This is a genomic window from Nonomuraea sp. NPDC050783 (assembly GCF_040802095.1).
GTDB lineage: Bacteria > Actinomycetota > Actinomycetes > Streptosporangiales > Streptosporangiaceae > Nonomuraea.
Genome location: NZ_JBFAHK010000023.1, coordinates 125,721 through 142,912, shown reverse-complemented (window position 1 = coordinate 142,912; position 17,192 = coordinate 125,721). Strand labels below are relative to the sequence as shown.

The 17,192-nt window shown below is 66.1% G+C and carries 15 protein-coding genes and 1 pseudogene; 4 read left to right on the top strand and 12 right to left on the bottom strand.

Annotated features, from left to right (window positions below; genetic code table 11):
- Nucleotides 1–30 precede the first annotated feature (30 nt).
- The 3 genes and pseudogenes from AB0H75_RS41215 to AB0H75_RS41205 all read right to left on the bottom strand — a co-directional run.
- Entirely contained in the window at nt 31–603 is a 573-nt protein-coding gene (locus tag AB0H75_RS41215; protein ID WP_367805714.1) for a type II toxin-antitoxin system RelE/ParE family toxin, read from the bottom strand.
- Between the two features lie 3 nt (nt 604–606).
- Nucleotides 607–915 (bottom strand): type II toxin-antitoxin system prevent-host-death family antitoxin, encoded by a 309-nt coding sequence (locus AB0H75_RS41210; RefSeq protein ID WP_327586293.1) that lies wholly within the window; start codon nt 913–915, stop codon nt 607–609.
- Between the two features lie 56 nt (nt 916–971).
- Nucleotides 972–1,076: pseudogene (locus AB0H75_RS41205) on the bottom strand (peptide-methionine (S)-S-oxide reductase); the annotation flags it as partial.
- Between the two features lie 34 nt (nt 1,077–1,110).
- On the opposite strand from AB0H75_RS41205, the gene AB0H75_RS41200 reads away from it, so the two are divergent.
- Both AB0H75_RS41200 and AB0H75_RS41195 read left to right on the top strand, forming a co-directional pair.
- On the top strand, nt 1,111–2,619 hold the full coding sequence (locus tag AB0H75_RS41200) for a recombinase family protein (RefSeq protein WP_367805712.1): 1,509 nt from the start codon (nt 1,111–1,113) through the stop codon (nt 2,617–2,619).
- 667 nt (nt 2,620–3,286) lie between these two features.
- Entirely contained in the window at nt 3,287–4,687 is a 1,401-nt protein-coding gene (locus tag AB0H75_RS41195; protein ID WP_367805710.1) for a replication initiator, read from the top strand.
- A 98-nt stretch (nt 4,688–4,785) separates the two neighbouring features.
- Here the strand turns inward: AB0H75_RS41195 and AB0H75_RS41190 are convergent, their stop codons facing one another.
- Nucleotides 4,786–5,262, bottom strand: a complete 477-nt coding sequence (locus AB0H75_RS41190) for a hypothetical protein (RefSeq protein WP_367805708.1) — start codon at nt 5,260–5,262, stop codon at nt 4,786–4,788.
- Between the two features lie 7 nt (nt 5,263–5,269).
- On the bottom strand, nt 5,270–6,511 hold the full coding sequence (locus AB0H75_RS41185; RefSeq protein ID WP_367805706.1) for a helix-turn-helix domain-containing protein: 1,242 nt from the start codon (nt 6,509–6,511) through the stop codon (nt 5,270–5,272).
- A 425-nt stretch (nt 6,512–6,936) separates the two neighbouring features.
- Here AB0H75_RS41185 and AB0H75_RS41180 point away from each other — a divergent pair, with 425 nt between their 5' ends.
- On the top strand, nt 6,937–7,161 hold the full coding sequence (locus AB0H75_RS41180; protein ID WP_367805704.1) for a hypothetical protein: 225 nt from the start codon (nt 6,937–6,939) through the stop codon (nt 7,159–7,161).
- Between the two features lie 75 nt (nt 7,162–7,236).
- On the opposite strand, the gene AB0H75_RS41175 is transcribed toward AB0H75_RS41180, so the two are convergent.
- The 3 genes from AB0H75_RS41175 to msrA all read right to left on the bottom strand — a co-directional run bounded on the left by AB0H75_RS41175 (nt 7,237) and on the right by msrA (nt 10,121).
- On the bottom strand, nt 7,237–7,530 hold the full coding sequence (locus AB0H75_RS41175) for a hypothetical protein (RefSeq protein ID WP_367805702.1): 294 nt from the start codon (nt 7,528–7,530) through the stop codon (nt 7,237–7,239).
- A 180-nt stretch (nt 7,531–7,710) separates the two neighbouring features.
- Nucleotides 7,711–9,126: a hypothetical protein gene (locus AB0H75_RS41170; protein WP_367805700.1), complete on the bottom strand. Its 1,416-nt coding sequence runs from the start codon at nt 9,124–9,126 to the stop codon at nt 7,711–7,713.
- 332 nt (nt 9,127–9,458) lie between these two features.
- Nucleotides 9,459–10,121 (bottom strand): peptide-methionine (S)-S-oxide reductase MsrA, encoded by a 663-nt coding sequence (gene msrA, locus AB0H75_RS41165; RefSeq protein ID WP_367805698.1) that lies wholly within the window; start codon nt 10,119–10,121, stop codon nt 9,459–9,461.
- A 165-nt stretch (nt 10,122–10,286) separates the two neighbouring features.
- On the opposite strand from msrA, the gene rarD reads away from it, so the two are divergent.
- Nucleotides 10,287–11,225, top strand: a complete 939-nt coding sequence (rarD, locus tag AB0H75_RS41160) for an EamA family transporter RarD (protein ID WP_367805696.1) — start codon at nt 10,287–10,289, stop codon at nt 11,223–11,225.
- Here rarD and AB0H75_RS41155 read toward each other — a convergent pair.
- From AB0H75_RS41155 to nuoL, 4 genes are read right to left on the bottom strand one after another with little or no spacing between them, the layout of a single operon-like run.
- Nucleotides 11,187–12,176, bottom strand: a complete 990-nt coding sequence (locus tag AB0H75_RS41155) for a polyprenyl synthetase family protein (RefSeq protein WP_367805694.1) — start codon at nt 12,174–12,176, stop codon at nt 11,187–11,189. The genes rarD and AB0H75_RS41155 overlap by 39 nt on opposite strands.
- Nucleotides 12,177–12,191: 15 nt before the next feature.
- Nucleotides 12,192–13,784 carry an NADH-quinone oxidoreductase subunit NuoN gene (gene nuoN, locus AB0H75_RS41150; protein ID WP_367805692.1) on the bottom strand — a complete coding sequence of 531 codons (1,593 nt, stop codon included), beginning with the start codon at nt 13,782–13,784 and terminating at the stop codon, nt 12,192–12,194.
- The gene (locus tag AB0H75_RS41145) at nt 13,781–15,340 is read right to left on the bottom strand and encodes an NADH-quinone oxidoreductase subunit M (RefSeq protein WP_367805690.1); all 1,560 of its coding nucleotides are present in this window, start codon (nt 15,338–15,340) and stop codon (nt 13,781–13,783) included. Before AB0H75_RS41145 ends, nuoN begins: the two co-directional genes overlap by 4 nt.
- Complete coding sequence (nuoL, locus tag AB0H75_RS41140; RefSeq protein WP_367805724.1) at nt 15,340–17,190, bottom strand: NADH-quinone oxidoreductase subunit L; 1,851 nt, start codon at nt 17,188–17,190, stop codon at nt 15,340–15,342. Before nuoL ends, AB0H75_RS41145 begins: the two co-directional genes overlap by 1 nt.
- Nucleotides 17,191–17,192 lie beyond the last annotated feature (2 nt).

The following is a 17,192-nucleotide window of genomic DNA, read 5'->3' as shown; positions in this document are numbered from 1 at the left end:
CAGCAGCCTGGGCTACCGTAGCCCTGCCGACTACGAGGCCGCCGCAGTGGCCTGACCACCACAACAATGGTGTCCGTCGAAGCGGAGCAAGCTCATGGACCGGTACTCAGCCCACATGTCGACCGCCTCTTGAAGGTCAAGAGCCGCAACGTCCTCACGCGCCACCCCGACCGTGTAGATCAACCGGTCCGCGAGCCAATCTGGAACCGGCTCCCTAGGAGGCGCCTCCTCCACCCGAATATGATCGGCGAGCGTGCCGAGGCGTTCGATCACCTGGCCGAGCTGGACGATCTCGGGACGGCCTGCCTCCGCCTCGCGAACCCTTGCTGTCGCCTCCGCGTAAACTTCCGCGTCGGCACGCTCACCGACAGCCCACACCTCGCAGATTTCCACCGACTTGTCCTCAGTGATGCGGTAGACGACACGCCAGGTGTTGCGACCGACCACCAGCTTCCGGAAGCCGGTCAGTTCCCCGCCAAGGGGGTAACCAGCTTCAGGGTTGTCCAGCAGGAGAAGGATCTTCTTGAGTACCTTGGGTACCGCGTCTGGGCCAATGCGCCGGAGGTCGTCGACTGCCGGCGCCGTGAAGACGACGTCGGACACGATTCACTCATCGTCCGGGATGGCGGACAGCGACTCGCGAGTATGCCCGAACGCGGCAAGCACCTCATCGAGTGAGACCCGCTCCCCCGTGTCCGTGACTGACCGGGCCAGCACCAGGGCCAGATCACGCAGATCAGCCGCCGCCTCCTCCAGCTCATTGAGCCGGCGGATACTCACCACGGCGGCCACTGGCTGATGCCGACGGGTAACCACCAGATCGGTCCCCTGCTCCGCATCAGCCACCAGGCGGGCAACGCCTCGCTGGGCCGCCTCTGTGACGCTCAGCTCAGTAGCGTCGTGCAGAACAGTCATGCATCAACTGTACATCTTTCTGTACAGAACCGCAGCGCCGATGGCCGAACATCGGCTCATGCGTCGCCGGACGTCAGACCCACTGGACACGCGACTCCAGTCCCCCCGATGCCGCAGTAGCCGTTGGGCACTTTGTACAGGTACTGCTGGTGGTAGAACTTGACTCTCCGCAACAATTTATGTGAGGAGAGTTACATGACCATTGTCCCGGTCGTCTCCTACGCTCGCATTTCCGCCGACATCAGACGGGATGAGCACGGGGTGCAGGACCAGCACCGCCTCAACCGGGAGACGGCGGAACGGCACGGGTGGACGGTCGTCCACGAGTACACGGACAACGACAAATCAGCAGCGAAGGCCGACGTCGTACGCGACGACTTCGAGGCCATGCTGCGGGTTCTCCGGGCCGGCGAACTCCCCGACGGTACGGCGGTCCAAGGCGTCGTGATCGTCGCCGAAGACCGTCTCGCTCGGCGTCCCGGTGACTACGAGCGCTTCGTAGAGGCAATCACGTACCAGGACGGGCGCGTCTTCGCCGACGTTCGCGGCATGAAGGACCTCTACAGCGAGGACACAGAGAGCATGGGGCTCTTCGGCGCCGTGATCTCCAAGATGGAGGTCCGCAAAATGCAGCGCCGCATGCGCCGCTCGCACCGTATGCGCGCTGAGCAGGGTCTACCCGTCGGCGGCACACGCCCGTTCGGCTGGAAGCCTGACCGGCTCGCCCTCGACCCCCAAGAAGCACCGCTCGTACGGCAGGCGATCCTCGACCTGATCGCTGGACGCTCGCTGTACTCCATCACCAACCAGTGGCGCCAGGAGGGTGTAAAGACCTCGCTCGGCAATGAATGGCTGCCCAGTTCGCTCAAGCTGACGGTACAGAACCCTCGGGTCTGCGGCTGGCGAGAGATCAACGGCGAACTCGTCCGCGACTCGACAGGAAATCCCGTGGTCGGGCAGTGGGAGCCGATCGTCTCACCTGAGCAGTGGATGGCGGTCAAGAACATCTTCGACGCCCGAAAGGGCCATTACATCTACCGAGACGGGCGAGTCGGCCACATCCTCACGCCAGACTTCCGCGAGCCGAACTACCTCCTCACAGGCTTCCTGCGCTGCGGCCGTTCCAAGCCCGATGGCTCCCTCTGCAACGCGTCCCTCCGCGTCACCCACAGCAAGGACTGCGTTCAGCACATCTACCTCTGCCCGACCAAGACAGCCGGCGGCTGCGGCGGCGTCGGCCGGCGCGGTGACATGGTCGATCTCTACATCTCGGAGGCGGTCCTCGCCAAGCTGGAAGGAGTCCAACTCGCCGCCTCCGCTGATCCCGTCGAATGGTCTGGAAATGCGGAGTACGACGATGCGAAGTCCCGCCTGGAGGAGCTTCGGGTCCAGTGGACCGCAGGGAACATCACCAACGAACTGTTCTTCTCGGTGGCCCCGGACTTGGAGAAGCGGATCGCCCGCCTCCGTACCGAGGCGCAGAACTTCACCGCTGCCGCCCAACGCCGCCAAGCCCGCTCCGACACCGACATCGCCGAGATCCGACGGCGCTGGTACCTGCCAGAGGAGGACGGCGGGCTGCCCCTCACCATCAAGCGGTCCTACATCCGCGAGGCCCTCCTGGCAGTGATCATCTATCCCTCTGGCAAGGGGCGCAGGAAGTTCAACCCGGATCTGCTTGAGCCGATCTGGCGAGAAGGCTGAGCACAGGACGTCCAGGACGTCCCTAGAAGGCTGTCTCCCTTACCCAAGGGCGACAGCCTTCTTACTTTGCCCTCGGGACCATCGGTGACAACCGGACTTCTACGGACACCCCCGGACGCCCACGGTACGTACCGGACGTCTGCGTTCGCGTCGCCACCGGAACTCCGACCTGCGTAAACACGTTCTTCGAGTGGTACAACGTACTCACACCAAAAGCCACCGTCCCTCTACAGCACGACCGCAGCGAACATCTCGGCGAATCACCTCAAGGCGCATAGACGATTCCGGGCAAGCACATCCACGACCACCGATGACCCGTCGGATTTCCCGGCCCGACGGCAGGTGTCCACAAAGAGCGCGCCATTCACCTCCTCGCCGCACTCCATTCCTGTTCTCTCGCTGCTGGTACCACCGCCAACGGCTGTCTTCAGGCTGCCTTGGCGCTGGCGTCTGGTCGTGCCCGTCAGGTACGGCGGTGGCTCCCGCCCACGAGCTGAGGAGGCCACCTGAACCAACCGAACGAGCTGTCTGCCCAGGAGTGGGGCAAGCAGCAAGCCGCACGATCCCCTCGCTGGTCAGAAGAGAAGTGGCAGCGCATCGCCACGGTGCTCGGCGTATGCGTCGCCCGCCAAACCTCGCCCGACGGCTCCTCCGGGAAGGACGCCGCATGAGCAAGGTTCCTCACCTGTCACCCGAGATGCTGGCCGTGATGCAGCGAGCGGCCATGCCCGACTTCGCCCGCTGGCAACAGATGGTCCACGCCACGGGCGGCTGCGCCCAACCGGTCCGGCTGCACGGCGAGAGGTACACACTGGACAGCCGGACGGGCGAAGTCCTCGACATGTACCGGACCGCCGACGAGCCGACCGGCTTCCTGCTCACAGCCTGCGGCAACCGGCGCGCGTCCAGGTGCCCCGCCTGCTCGGCGGTCTACAGGGACGACACGTACCGCCTGATCATCACTGGCCTACGCGGTGGCAAGGGCGTTCCGGAGGAGGTCAGCCAGCACCCCCGAGCGTTCGTCACCTTCACCGCTCCATCCTTCGGTGCGGTTCACGCCCACCGCGAGCAGTCCGGCCGGACGCTCCCATGCCGTCCACGCCGGGAGCGTCCCGTCTGCGAGCATGGCCGGCCGAAGGGCTGCGGTGCGCGTCACGAGCGCGATGACGTCCAGGTCGGGCAGCCCTTGTGCGTGGACTGCTACGACTACATCGGGGCCGTCCTGTGGAACGCCCACGCAGGCATGCTCTGGCGGGAGTTCACCAAGACCGTGCCGAGCGTCCTGGCCCGCCTGCTCGGCATCACCCGAACGGAGCTGCGCCGGACGGTCCGCCTCTCGTACGCCAAGGTCGCCGAGTACCAAGCTCGCGGCCTGGTCCACTTCCATGCCGTCGTCCGACTCGACGGACCGAACGGACCCGCCGACCGCCCTCCGGACCACATCACGATCGACCTGCTCGACCGGGCCATACGCCGGACCGCCGGTCAGGTCACGGTCCGAATAGAGAACGGACCGCCCTCGCCCGCCCGGTGGGGTGATCAGCTCGACGTACGACCGGTCTACGTCTCAGCCGAGCTGGGTGAACTGAGCGATCAGCGAGTCGCCGCGTACGTGGCCAAGTACGCCACCAAGGGAGCCGAGTCCGCAGGCACCGTAGACCGTCCGATTCGGCATGCCGGACAGATCGCCGGTCTGAAGGTCACCGAGCACGCTCGCCGCATGATCTACACCTGTTTCAGCCTCGCCGAGTTCCAGCCCTATCGAACCCTGCTCCTGCGACAGTGGGCGCACATGATGGGCTACCGGGGACACTTCTCCACCAAGTCCCGCCACTACTCGATCAGACTCGGGGACATCCGACAGGCCCGCGCCGACTTCCGTGCCGAGCAAGCCCGGCTGATCACGGGCACTCCGCCTCCCGATCCAGAGAAGACCGTGACGGTAGGCGAATGGCACTATGCCGGAAGCGGCCACCGCCACGGAGAAGCTTTCTGGGCCGAGGTAGCTCGCCAACGGATCGCTACCGCTCGCAGGATCGCCCGACAACAAGCAGACAAGAAGCGATAGGGCCCGTGCCTCTAAACCTAGAGAGATCACCTCTAGGTCTAGAGGCACACCTAGAGGCTCATCAGCCGCCTGACCAGGCACCTAGCGTCTAGAGGCTCCTAATCTCGCCGGGCTCCATCGGGCCAGATCACTCGAACAGGCACCTCCCGCCGCCGCGCCTCCGCCACCACGTCAGCGGTGCCGCCATAGCCTCGCGCCGGCTGCCCGTCCCAGACGGCGAACAACACATCGGCGTCGTCCAGCATCCGCGCGCTGGCCGTCATGTGCGACTCCGCGGTGGACTCCACAAAGTCCAGCCTGTGAGTTCGGATCGCCCGGCCCAGCAACTCGTCGTAAGCATCCTGGCACTCGCCCGGCAACCCATCCCGATACTCCTTGGCAGGGATCACGGCTTCCAGCACGCCGCCGAGGTCGAGTACCGCACGAGCGAAGATCTGATCAGCCCCGTCCGCCAGGCAGGACAACCCGGCGACTTCAGGACCGTACTCCGCGAGCGCCTGGCGTACCGCCCCGTCGATCAGTACGGCGGTCTCCTCCGGCAAGCCCCGATGACCGGACACAGCGATGCGAACCATGATCCCCCTAGATCAGGGTGGCGTGAAGACGCTCGTCGAACGAGCGCAAAGCGCCGGACAACGGCCCGGCATACGATCGCCGGAAGTTCTTGACCCGGTGCAGGACACGCTCGGAGCCATACGTCGTCGCCACAGTGAGCGCGTTGGACGCCAGATACAGCGCCTCCTCGTAGCGTCCCGACATCGCCTCAGCCGTCGCCACTTCCGTCATGAGCACACCCCGCTGCTTCGCGCCGGGCTGGGCCGAAGAAAGCGACTCATTGAACGCAGCAACGGCTTCAACCGGCCGCTTGAGCCGTACCATCGTCAGAGCCCGATACCCCGCCAATTTGGCGTGATCGAACGGGAACACCCATGGCCAGGGCGGTGCGGCGGCCCGCTCACCAGCCCGTACCGCCGCCTCAGCCGCACTCAACGCCTGAAGCGCCGCCGCGTCGTCCCGCGCGGTCGCATGTCCGAGCGCTTCGAGGCTCGACAGCCACGCGCGGGCGATGGCCGGTGGCCGCTCACCGATCTCCCGCCGCGCCCGCGCCAAGAGATTCAGTCCGATAAGCGGGTCGTTGGCGTCGATCTCGAACGCGGCCAGACTGCCGATCATGTACGCGGCCAGCAGCGCATGGTTGGCCTGTCGTGCACTGTCGACGGCGCGACGGTAGTAGAGGCGCGCCGAACCGGTGTCCTGCATATCGGCGTGCACCCAAGCCGCGAAGCCTGCCGCCTCGCTCAGACCGGCCCGGATCTCGTCAGCATGCGGAGACCGCGACGCGCGGCCAAGAACCCGGCTCACGAGATCGACCTGCGCCACAGCTGGCCTGGCGAGTACCCGCGCAGGCGTGACGGACTCCAACCGACGCTGGGCGCCGGTGATGCTGGTCAGCGTGGCAGCCGTTGTCTCATCCACATCGGGACGCTTGGGCAGGGCCACCCCCGCCAGCGCGGTCAACGCCAGCGCCTTGCCGAAATCTCTGCGCTTCGTCGGATCGTCATCCCCTCGGGCTCCGAATCGGAGCAAGTGAAGCGGCACCCCGATCTGGATGGATATCTCCCGAACCTGGTCCACAGTGAGCGGCTGACGACCACGCAACACCTTGGACACCCAACTCTGGGAGTAGCCGACCGCCTCAGCGAGCTGGCCCTGCGTCCAACCGTGCGCCCGCCGCACCTCTTCGAGGATGATTGGTAGATCGCACTCGGCGAGAGCGGCGGCCACGACTGGCCCGGACCAGAACTGCGGCGGTATCTGGGTCACAACGCTAGGTTAAGCCGCCGCCCTCGGCCGTACCGATATTCGTGACGGGAATACCCGTACCACCAGCAGGACTAGGCCGTTCACCTGCTGTTTCATGACGGCAACGCTCAGTACATGAACGAACTACCGCCTCACCCCTTGACCGCCGCACAACAACTAGCCGCCGCCCTTGCGGACGAAGGAATCACTGCCGACGTCCATCACGACTTTGGCATGCCCATGGTGTCGGTCTGGGTCGGTCTGATCGTTTGGTGCGCGGACGGCACGTACTGGTGGCGCACCGGCTGGAACCCACGCAGACACCGACCGATCTACGCAGGACACCCCTTCACCCAGCCGGCCCGCGCCGCCCACCGAGTCGCCCTCCGCTACACGCAACTACGCATGTCGCATCCGCTCTCGTCACTGCTCGCCGGAGCACAGGCGTGTCTCTAACCGTGCAGCAAGTGCTCAGGCGATTTCCTGGCTGGCAGATCATCGACATGTCCGGAGGCTGGGTCGCCATACGAATCAACTTCATGCCGATAGCCAGCGGTCTCTCCAACGTGCGTTGTGGAGAAAACTTGGAGGAACTGGCCGGCAATCTTCATGCCGAGACCAGGCTCCAGAAGTCACGGGCATCGGTAGCAGGTAACTCGATGGCAAGCTGACCAAGAGCGAGGATCTTCATGTCCGACTGCGGATACGTTGCGGCAGCCCAAGCTTCCGCCCTTCAGGCGGACCAATCATCCCGCTCGGCTGATTGCCACCCTGGTCAGACGCACGTGGAAGGTGACTTGGATGCGTTGACGCGTGGGGAACGTTGCTGTCATCCCATCTGTCACCCCGGCCAGAGATATCCAGTGGCAAGGCCCGACGAAGGAGGGCCGCGGCAGCCGATCGCCCCAGCCACGTGCGGGAAATTCGAGGTCGGCGATCGTCACGGCCTCCGCCGGGAACACTTCATCACGGGTGAAGCGGAGAACAGCGGGCAGGATCTCGCGCGACCGCTCAACCGTGTGGCGCCGTCTGATGATCATGCTGCGCAAGGAGACATCGCTGCACTTCGCGGCTGGTCAACGGATCACAGTAGCCGACGCATCTGGCAGCAAACCGACCCGCAACGCAAGACCGCCATGCCCGAGCGACGGAAGCGGCGCAGCAGCATGGGCGTCCGACTACAGGAGAATCTACTCTCCTACGGTCGGCGAACCTCCTTTCTAAGTCATTAGACCAATGGCCTTACCATAATTATTAAGCTTGCCGAGTACATAATTTGCGATTGTTGCGCGGCCCGTCCTCGTTCTCCACATAAATTCAAGGCGAATGGGAACCCCTTCTTTTATGCAATAAATATCACTAAAGAAGGAGAGGTCAGTCCCCAAGGACTGTTCAATCTTGAACTGCTCAACCAGCCCAGCAGCAACAAGGGCTTGCCCGATAGCCTCATTCAAGAGACCATCGCTTGTGCGTGAGATTTCTGCCAGCTTCACGAAAGCGTCCTTAGTATTTTGACCCGGCTTAGGGCCGCGCTTCCGAGTTCGAAGGGGGGCGCCTTGTAGCAGAATACCCAAATCGCTTTCTTGTATTCTCCGGATCGCCGAGGAGTCTGCACTAGTCTGCATTCCTTGGCTCTGCATTGCAGCATGGAGGGCAGGAGAACCAAAGGTGCGGGCTATTGCGTTGATGCAGACCATGTCGAGATGAACAATACGAGCATCAAGCACAGTCCCAAGGATGCCCAGCATCTCCGGATATTGCTTAAGCTCGTTGACTATATTTGCGCCTGTAGAATTAACAAGCCTATCGATATCGGCGTAGGCTTGCCCACCTCGCGTCAGTGCGGCAACATCACCTTCAGGCTCATTTCCGGCCACCACTACCGTCCATAGCCGATATCGCTCTTTTACAAGGAGGCGCCTAACCCGATCCCCTGCTTGCACCGACGCTTTACGGATGCGAGCAAGGTAACTACCGATGGTCTCGCTCTCGCCAACCAACTTCTCCGCATGCTCAAGCGAGACACCGAGCGCGTCAAGGGATGCTCCATCGTTTAAAGTCGCGACGGTTTGCTGAGCAATTCTCACGTAATCAGCTTTGGCTGGACCTTCGAACATCGTTATAGGGCCAGTCAAGCCAAAGAGAGCTTCCCCTCCGAGGTTGTTTCCAAGCTCTTTCAGGAGGCTAGTTAGATCATCCGTGTTCGCTGGCCATACAACAAGGGACGTACAACCGGCCTCAGATCGAATGAACTGATTCACGGCATGCATTGTCGCTTCGATCTCTTGTCGCGAAACTTGTCCCAGCGCCTCGCGGCCTTCTAGGACTACGATTCGGGGATGAGACACTGGCTCCAATGGCAAGCCGGAAGCAAGGTCCTGATTCTGAGGGATTCTTTGCGTCTCCACACCAACGCGGAAGAACGACACCGTATCCAAGAAGGTGGACTTGCCTGCGCCCGTTTGGCCGCGCAAGATCATGAAAGATCCTCTATCGGCCGCATGCATGTCCATAAAACGTTCGTCGATTACGGCAAGCATCGACTCGACCGGGACCACGATCGCCCCTAGAGTGCCTGAGTCTAGGTCGCGCAACCGCTCAAAGCGATCTGGAATCCTGAGTTCACCAACCTCCATGTGCGCATTCTGCCACCACTACATACCGGATAGAGCCAGAACGTGAGGGTTCCCCATCGCCGACAAGACTTCGCGCGCTGTAGGTCCGCTGAGCTCACATCAACACGGGCGGGACAGAGAACCGGCTGTACGCAATCTGCGCATGATGGTGCGGCGGGGTGGCCGGGCGGGACCGGCCCGGAGAGGCCGCACGCCCGCCCGGACCGCCCGGCCGCCCATCGGGCGGCGGCTTGAACCTGTAGTGAAGGTTGTCGCCGAAGACGACTCTGGCTCATGATCGCCGCCGGACGTGCCGGGCGACCATAAGCCAGGATCTAGCTATCTCCGCAGGTCTACGCCTCGCCGGAGGTCAGGCCCACCGGACAGGCCACGCCTGTCCCGCCGATCCCGCAGTAGCCGTTTTTGTTGCGGTGGAGATACTGCTGGTGATAGTCCTCTGCGTAGTAGAACGGGCCTGCTTGGGCGATTTCGGTGGTGATGTCGCCGTAGCCGGCCGTCTTCAGGACCTTCTGGTACGCGTCCCGCGACGTCTCCGCCGCCTTCTGCTGCTCGGGCGAGTGGTAGTAGATCGCCGAGCGGTACTGGGTGCCGACGTCGTTGCCCTGGCGCATGCCCTGGGTCGGGTCGTGGGCCTCCCAGAAGACCTTCAGCAGCTCCTCGTAGGAGATCCGCGCCGGGTCGAAGACCACGCGGACGACCTCGGCGTGGCCGGTGAGGCCGGAGCAGACCTCCTCGTACGTCGGGTTGGGCGTGTAGCCCCCCTGGTAGCCGGCCGCCGTGGTGACGACCCCCGGGGTCTGCCAGAACTTGCGCTCGGCGCCCCAGAAGCAGCCCAGGCCGAAGTCGGCCACCTCCAGGCCCTCCGGGTACGGCGGGGCCAGCGGGGCGTCCAGCACCGCGTGGCGCGGCGCCACCGGCATCTGCTCCGTACGCCCCGGCAGCGCGTCCTCCGGCCGGACCATCGATGTCTTGTTTCCGCCGAACAGCCAGCCCATCGCGCTCTCCCTCCATCGGTGCGCCCGCGCTCTCCTGTCAGCCTACCCAGCGGTCCTCCCGGGTTACGCGGGCCTCGTTCCGCCCAACGCTTTAGCAGGTCTACACATTTCCACTTAGAGCCTGGAATTTGTGGTAAAGGGTGGTAATCAACGAGGATGGGTTACATGCCTGACTCTCGGCGCGGAGTGCTGTTCGGTATCGCCGCCTACACCATGTGGGGGCTCTTCCCCCTCTACTGGCCCCTGCTCAAGCCCTCCGGAGCCGTCGAGATCCTCGCCCATCGCATGGTGTGGTCGCTGGTGGCCGTGCTCGCCGCGCTCGCCGTCCGCCGCCACTGGGCCTGGATCAGGGAGCTGGGCAGGCAGCCGCGCAAGCTGGCGCTGCTGACCCTCGCCGCGGTCACGGTCACCCTCAACTGGGGCACCTACATCTACGCGGTCAACAGCGGCCACGTCGTGGAGAGCGCGCTGGGGTACTTCATCAACCCCCTCGTCAGCGTGTTGTTCGGGGTGCTGCTGCTGCGGGAGCGGCTGCGGCCGTTGCAGTGGGCGGCCGTCGGGTTCGGGGCGCTGGCGGTGCTGGTGCTGACCTTCGACTACGGGCGGCTGCCGTGGATCGCGCTGACGCTCGCGTTCAGCTTCGGCATCTACGGGCTGGTGAAGAAGAAGGCCAACGTCGAGGCCACCGAGAGCCTGGCCGTCGAGACGCTGGTGCTGCTGCTGCCGGCCCTCGGTTACCTGGTGTACCTGCAGGTGAGCGGCGAGGGCACGTTCGCGCGGCACGGGGCCGGGCATGCGTTGCTGCTGGTCGGGGCCGGGATCATCACGGCGCTGCCGCTGATCTGCTTCGGCGCGGCGGCCATCAGGGTGCCGCTCAGCACGATGGGGCTGCTGCAGTACATCGCGCCGATCCTGCAGTTCGGGTGCGGGGTGCTGATCGCCAAGGAGGTCATGCCGTCCAGCCGGTGGATCGGGTTCTCGATCGTGTGGCTGGCCCTGGCGATCTTCACGTACGACAGCCTCCGGACGGCCCGCCAGGCCGCCCGGGTCAGGCGGGAGGCGCGGTCAGCCGGAGCGCCGGACCACGTAGTCGCACAGGGCTAGGAACGCGTCCCGGGCAGGGATGTCCGGCAGGCCCGAGATGTCGGCCCGAGCCCGGTCCACCCACGCCTCCAGCTCCGCCCGCGCCCGCGCCATCGCCGGATGCGCGCGCAGCAGGGCCAGGGTCTCGGCCACGTCCTCCTCGGCGACCGGGCCGGACAGCAGCTCGGTCAGGCGCGGGGAGTCGCCGGCGGCCAGCGCGTACAGGACCGGCAGGGTCTTGATGCCCTCGCGCAGGTCGGTGCCCGGCGTCTTGCCGGACTCGGCGCCGGAGGAGGCCACGTCCAGCAGGTCGTCGCCGAGCTGCCAGGCCACGCCGATGGCCTCGCAGGCGCGGCTCAGCCGCTCCTCCACGTCGGCCGGGGCGCCGGACAGCAGCGCGCCGAAGCGGCCGGAGGCGGCGATCAGCGAGCCGGTCTTGTCGGCCAGGACGTCGAGGTAGTGGGCGATCGGGTCCTCGCCGTCGCGCGGCCCCACGGTCTCCCGGATCTGGCCCTGGACCAGCCGGGAGAAGGTCTGGGCCTGGATGCGGATCAGCTCGGGCCCGAGGTCGGCCAGCAGGTCGGAGGCCTGGGCGAACAGGTAGTCGCCGGTGAGGATCGCCACGGTGTTGTCCCACCGGGCGTTCGCGGAGGGGGAGCCCCGGCGGACCGGGGCCTCGTCCATGACGTCGTCGTGGTAGAGCGAGCCGAGGTGGGTCAGCTCGATGACCACCGCGCCGGGCACCACCCCGGGCGCGGACGGATCGCCGAACTGGGCGGCCAGCAGCACCATCAGCGTACGGAACCGCTTGCCGCCCGCCTCGATGAGGTGCTTGGACGCCTCCGTGACGAAGGCGTCCTCGCTCTCCACCGACGAGCGCAGGAGTTTCTCGACCGCGGCCAGACCGTTGGCCACGTCCTGCGCCAGCCGGTCGTCCTCAATGGGAAGGTCAACAACGGGAGGCGCAGACATAGAGATTCCCCTTATCTATCTGATGAACAGGCTGCGAGCAGCGTCGTTGGCGATGCCGAGCACGGACTCCGGGTAGAGCCCCACTCCTACGGTAACCAGCAGCGAAACGGCGATGACGGCCACGGTCCCCATACTGGGCACCGCGATCGCCGGGCCGTCGGCCGCGGGCTCGCTGAAGAACATCAGCACGATGACGCGGACGTAGAAGAACGCGGCCACCGCGGAGGCGATCACGCCCACCACGACCAGGCCGGCCATCCAGCCGCCGATCGGGTCGCCGGCCTGCGTGCCGCTGTCGAGCGCGGCCGCGAAGACGGCGTACTTGCCGAAGAAGCCGCTGGTCAGGGGGATGCCCGCGAAGGCCAGCAGGAAGAAGGCGAACGTGCCGGCCAGCAGCGGGGCCCGCTTGCCGAGCCCGGCCCACCGCGACAGGTGCCCGGCCTCGCCTCCCGGGTCGCGCACGAGCGTGACGATCGCGAACGCGCCGACCGTGGTGAAGCCGTAGACCGCCAGGTAGAACAGGATCGCCTTGAGCGAGACCGCGTTCTGCTGGGCGGTGCCGAACGTGGCCATCACGCCGACGAGCAGGAAGCCCGCGTGCGCGATCGACGAGTACGCCAGCATCCGCTTGATCTCGGTCTGCGTGATCGCCAGCACCGAGCCCACGATCATGGTGAGCGCCGCCACGACCCAGATGACCGGCCGCCAGTTCCAGTCCAGGTTGCCGAGGCCGACCCAGAACACCCGCAGCACCGCGCCCACGGCCGCGATCAGCGTGCCGGAGGCCATCAGGGCGGTGATCGGGGTCGGGGCGCCCTGGTAGACGTCCGGCTTCCACGCCTGGAACGGCGCCGCGCCGATCTTGAACAGCAGGCCCACGCCGAGCAGCGCGAAGCCGATCATCAGCAGCGGTTCGAGCCCGGAGCCGGCCGACAGGGCCTGGTTGATGCCGGGCAGCGAGACGGTGCCCGCGTACCCGTAGATCATGGCGGTGCCGTACAGGAAGAAGGCCGAGGAGAACGCGCCGAGCAGGAAGTACTTCATCGACGCCTCCTGCGACAGCAGGCGGCGGCGACGGGCCAGGCCGCACAGCAGGTACAGCGGCAGCGACATGACCTCAAGGGCGACGAACATCATCAGCAGGTCGTGCGCGGCCGGGAACAGCAGCATGCCGCCCACCGCGAACAACACCAGCGGGTAGACCTCGGTGTGGCCGGACCCGCTGTCGGCGGCCTCGGCCTCCTCCTCGTCGGCGCTGCCGGGCACGGCCGCGGCCGAGGCGACGAAGTGGCCCTCGTCGTTGATGAGCAGCACGCACACGAACGACAGGACGAGGATGACGCCCCAGATGAACAACGAGGGCCCGTCCACGGCCACCGCGCCCATCGCGGACGGGGCGGTGGGCACCTGACCGCGCAGCACCTGCACCAGCACCAGCGCGAACGCGCCGGCCAGGCTCAGCAGGGTGAGCGGCACGTGGACGGACTTGCGCAGGTAGCGCGGCGCGAACGCCTCGACGAGCACGCCGATGATGGCCGCGCCGAACACGACCAGCAGCGGCGCCAGCGTGCCGTACTCGATCGTCGGTGCGTCAATGGCGGGGTTCACTGACCTGTCCCCTTCTCAGCGATGGTGGAGACCGGCACCTTCACGTTGGTCAGCGTCTGGTGCACGGACGGGTTGATCACGTCGAGCAGCGGCTTGGGGAAGAAGCCGAACCCGATGATCAGGGCGACGAGCGGGGCCAGGACCCAGATCTCGCGGGCGTTGAGGTCCTTGAACGCCTTGACCGGCTCGGCGGTCGGCCCGTTGATGGTCCGCTGCACCATCCACAGGATGTAGACGGCGGCCAGGATGACGGCCAGGGCCGAGATCACCGCGGCGGCGGTCAGGGCACCGGAGCCGTGGGCCTCGCTCTGGTACGTCCCGATCATGACCATGAACTCGCTGACGAAGGACGACAGGCCCGGCAGCGAGAGCCCGGCCAGGCCGGCGACCAGGAAGAAGCCGGCCAGCACCGGGGCCACGCTCTGCACGCCGCCGTAGTCGCCGATGAAGGGCGAGCCGCGGCGGGCGATGAGGAAGCCCGCGGCCAGGAACAGCGCGCCGGTGGCGAAGCCGTGGTTGACCATGTAGAGCGCCGCGCCCGAGGACGCGGTGGACGACATGGCGAACACGCCCAGCACGATGAAGCCGAAGTGCGAGATCGACGTGTACGCGATGAGGCGCTTCATGTCGGTCTGCCCGATGGCGACGATGGCGCCGTAGATGATGCTGATGACCGCCAGCACGACGATCGGCATCGTGAACGCCTTGGCCGCGTCCGGGAACAGCTCCAGGCAGAAGCGCAGCATGCCGAACGTGCCGACCTTGTCCAGCACGCCCACCAGCAGCACCGCGGCGCCGGCCGGGGCCTGGGCGGCCGCGTCGGGCAGCCAGGTGTGCACCGGCCACAGCGGCGCCTTGATGGCGAAGGCGATGAAGAAGCCGCCGAACAGCCACTTCTGCGTCGTCGGGTCCTGGATGGCCCCGACGAGCTGCGGGAACATGAACGTGGACTTGCCGGCCACGAAGTACAGCCCGATGACCGCGACCAGCATGAGCAGGCCGCCGAAGAGCGAGTACAGCAGGAACTTGACGGCCGCGTAGGACCGCTGGGCACCGCCGTACGACCCGATCATGAAGTACATCGGGATCAGCATGGCCTCGAAGAACACGTAGAAGAGGAAGATGTCGGTCGCCGCGAAGACGCCGATCATCATCGTCTCCAGCACCAGCAGCAGCGAGAAGTAGGTCTTCACCGACCGCTTGGGCGTGATCAGGGTGCCGTCGGCGGTCCTCACGCCGTCGGCGTCGTGCCAGGAGGCCAGCACCACGATCGGCACCAGCACCGCCGACAGCGCGATGAGCACGAGGGCCACGCCGTCCACGCCGACCCCGAACTTCACGCCGAAGCTCGGGATCCAGTCGTACGCGGCGGTGAACTGGAACCGGTCGCCCTTGGGGTCGAACCCGGCCGCCATCACGCCCGTGAGCACCAGCACCGCGAGCGAGACCAGCAGCGTGACCTGCTTGGCCAGCTTGTCGCTGCCCTTGGGGAGCAGGGCCACCACGATGGCGCCCACCACGGGCACCGCCATGAGTATCGGAAGCCAGGGTGACATCAGATGGTCCCAACGAGGAACAGGGCGCCGGTCAGCAGGGCGGCACCGATGAAGATGGACAACGCGTACGTCCTGGCGAAGCCCGTCTGGATCCGCCGGAGGCGGCCGGAGCTGCCGCCGATCCCCGCGGCCAGGCCGTTGACCAGGCCGTCGACGCCGCGGTTGTCGAAGAACACCGCGATGCGGGTCAGCCACTGGCCGGGGCGCATGAACAGCGACTCGTTGAGCGCGTCACCGTAGAGGTCGCGGCGGGCGAACGTGGTGAGGAACGACCCGCGCGGCTGCACGACCGGCACCTCGACCCTGCCGTACCTCATCCAGGCCAGGCCCGCCCCGACGGCCACCAGCGCCAGCGTCACCAGACCCGGCGGGGTGAACGGGGCGAACTCCGGCGCGTGGGCGGCCGAGCCACCGACGGCCGGGCGCAGGAAGTGGTACAGCGTCCCGTTGAGCACCAGGTAGGCGCCCAGGCCCAGCGAGCCGAGCGACAGGATCATCAGCGGCACGGTCATGACGGCCGGCGACTCGTGCGGGTGCGCGTCCTCGGCCCACCGCTTCTCGCCGAAGAAGGTCATGAAGACCATCCGCGACATGTAGAAGCCGGTGATGCCCGCGCCGAGCACGGCCAGCCAGCCGAGCACCGGCTGGTGGTGGACCGCGGTCTCGATGATGCCGTCCTTGGTGAAGTAACCGGACAGCAGCGGGAACCCGATGATCGCCAGGTAGCCGATGAAGAACGTGATGAACGTGATCGGCATGACCTTGCGCAGCGCGCCGTACTTGCGCATGTTCACCTCGTCGTTCATGCCGTGCATGACCGAGCCGGCCCCGAGGAACATGTCGGCCTTGAAGAAGCCGTGCGTGATCAGGTGCCCGATGGCGAAGGCGTACCCGGCCGGGCCGAGGCCCGCGCCGAGCATCATGTAGCCGATCTGCGACATCGTCGAGCCGGCCAGGCCCTTCTTGATGTCGTCCTTCGCGCAACCGATGATCGCACCGGCGAGCAGCGTGGCCGCGCCGACGATCGCGACGGCCAGCGCCGCGCCCGAGCCCTCGTGGAAGAAGAACGCGCCGGAGCGGACCACGAGGTAGACGCCGGCGGTGACCATCGTCGCGGCGTGGATGAGGGCCGAGACCGGGGTCGGGCCCTCCATCGCGTCGAGGAGCCAGGACTGCAGCGGGAGCTGGGCGGACTTGCCGCACGCGCCGAGCAGCAGCAGCAGGCCGATGGCCAGCGTGGTGCCGTTCTCGACGCCGGTGGTCTTGGCCGCCAGGTCCTTGAAGGCGAGCGTGCCGAACGACGTCCAGATGACGAACATGCCGACCAGCAGGCCGAAGTCGCCGACGCGGTTGACGATGAACGCCTTCTTGGCGGCGACCGCCGCGGACGGCTTGAACTGCCAGAAGCCGATGAGCAGGTAGGACGCCAGGCCGACGCCCTCCCAGCCGATGAACAGGCCCACGTAGTTGTCGGCCAGCACCAGCAGGAGCATCGCCGCGACGAACAGGTTCAGGTAGGCGAAGAACCTGCGGCGGTGCTCGTCGTGGGCCATGTAGCCGATCGAGTAGATGTGGATCAGCGAGCCCACACCGGTGATCAGCAGCGCGAAGCTGATCGACAGCGGGTCGATCAGCAGCCCCATGTCCAGGTTCAGGTTGGGGATGAACTCGTACAGGTGCACCGCCCGGCGGCGCTCGGCCTCCCCGAACCCGATCAGCTCGAAGAACGCCAGCACCGCCACGACGAACGAGGCGAGGGACATGGCCACGCCCAGCAGATGGCCCCAGCGGTTGGTGAGCTTGTTGAACACCAGCAGGATGAACGCCCCGGCCAGCGGGAGAGCGATCATCA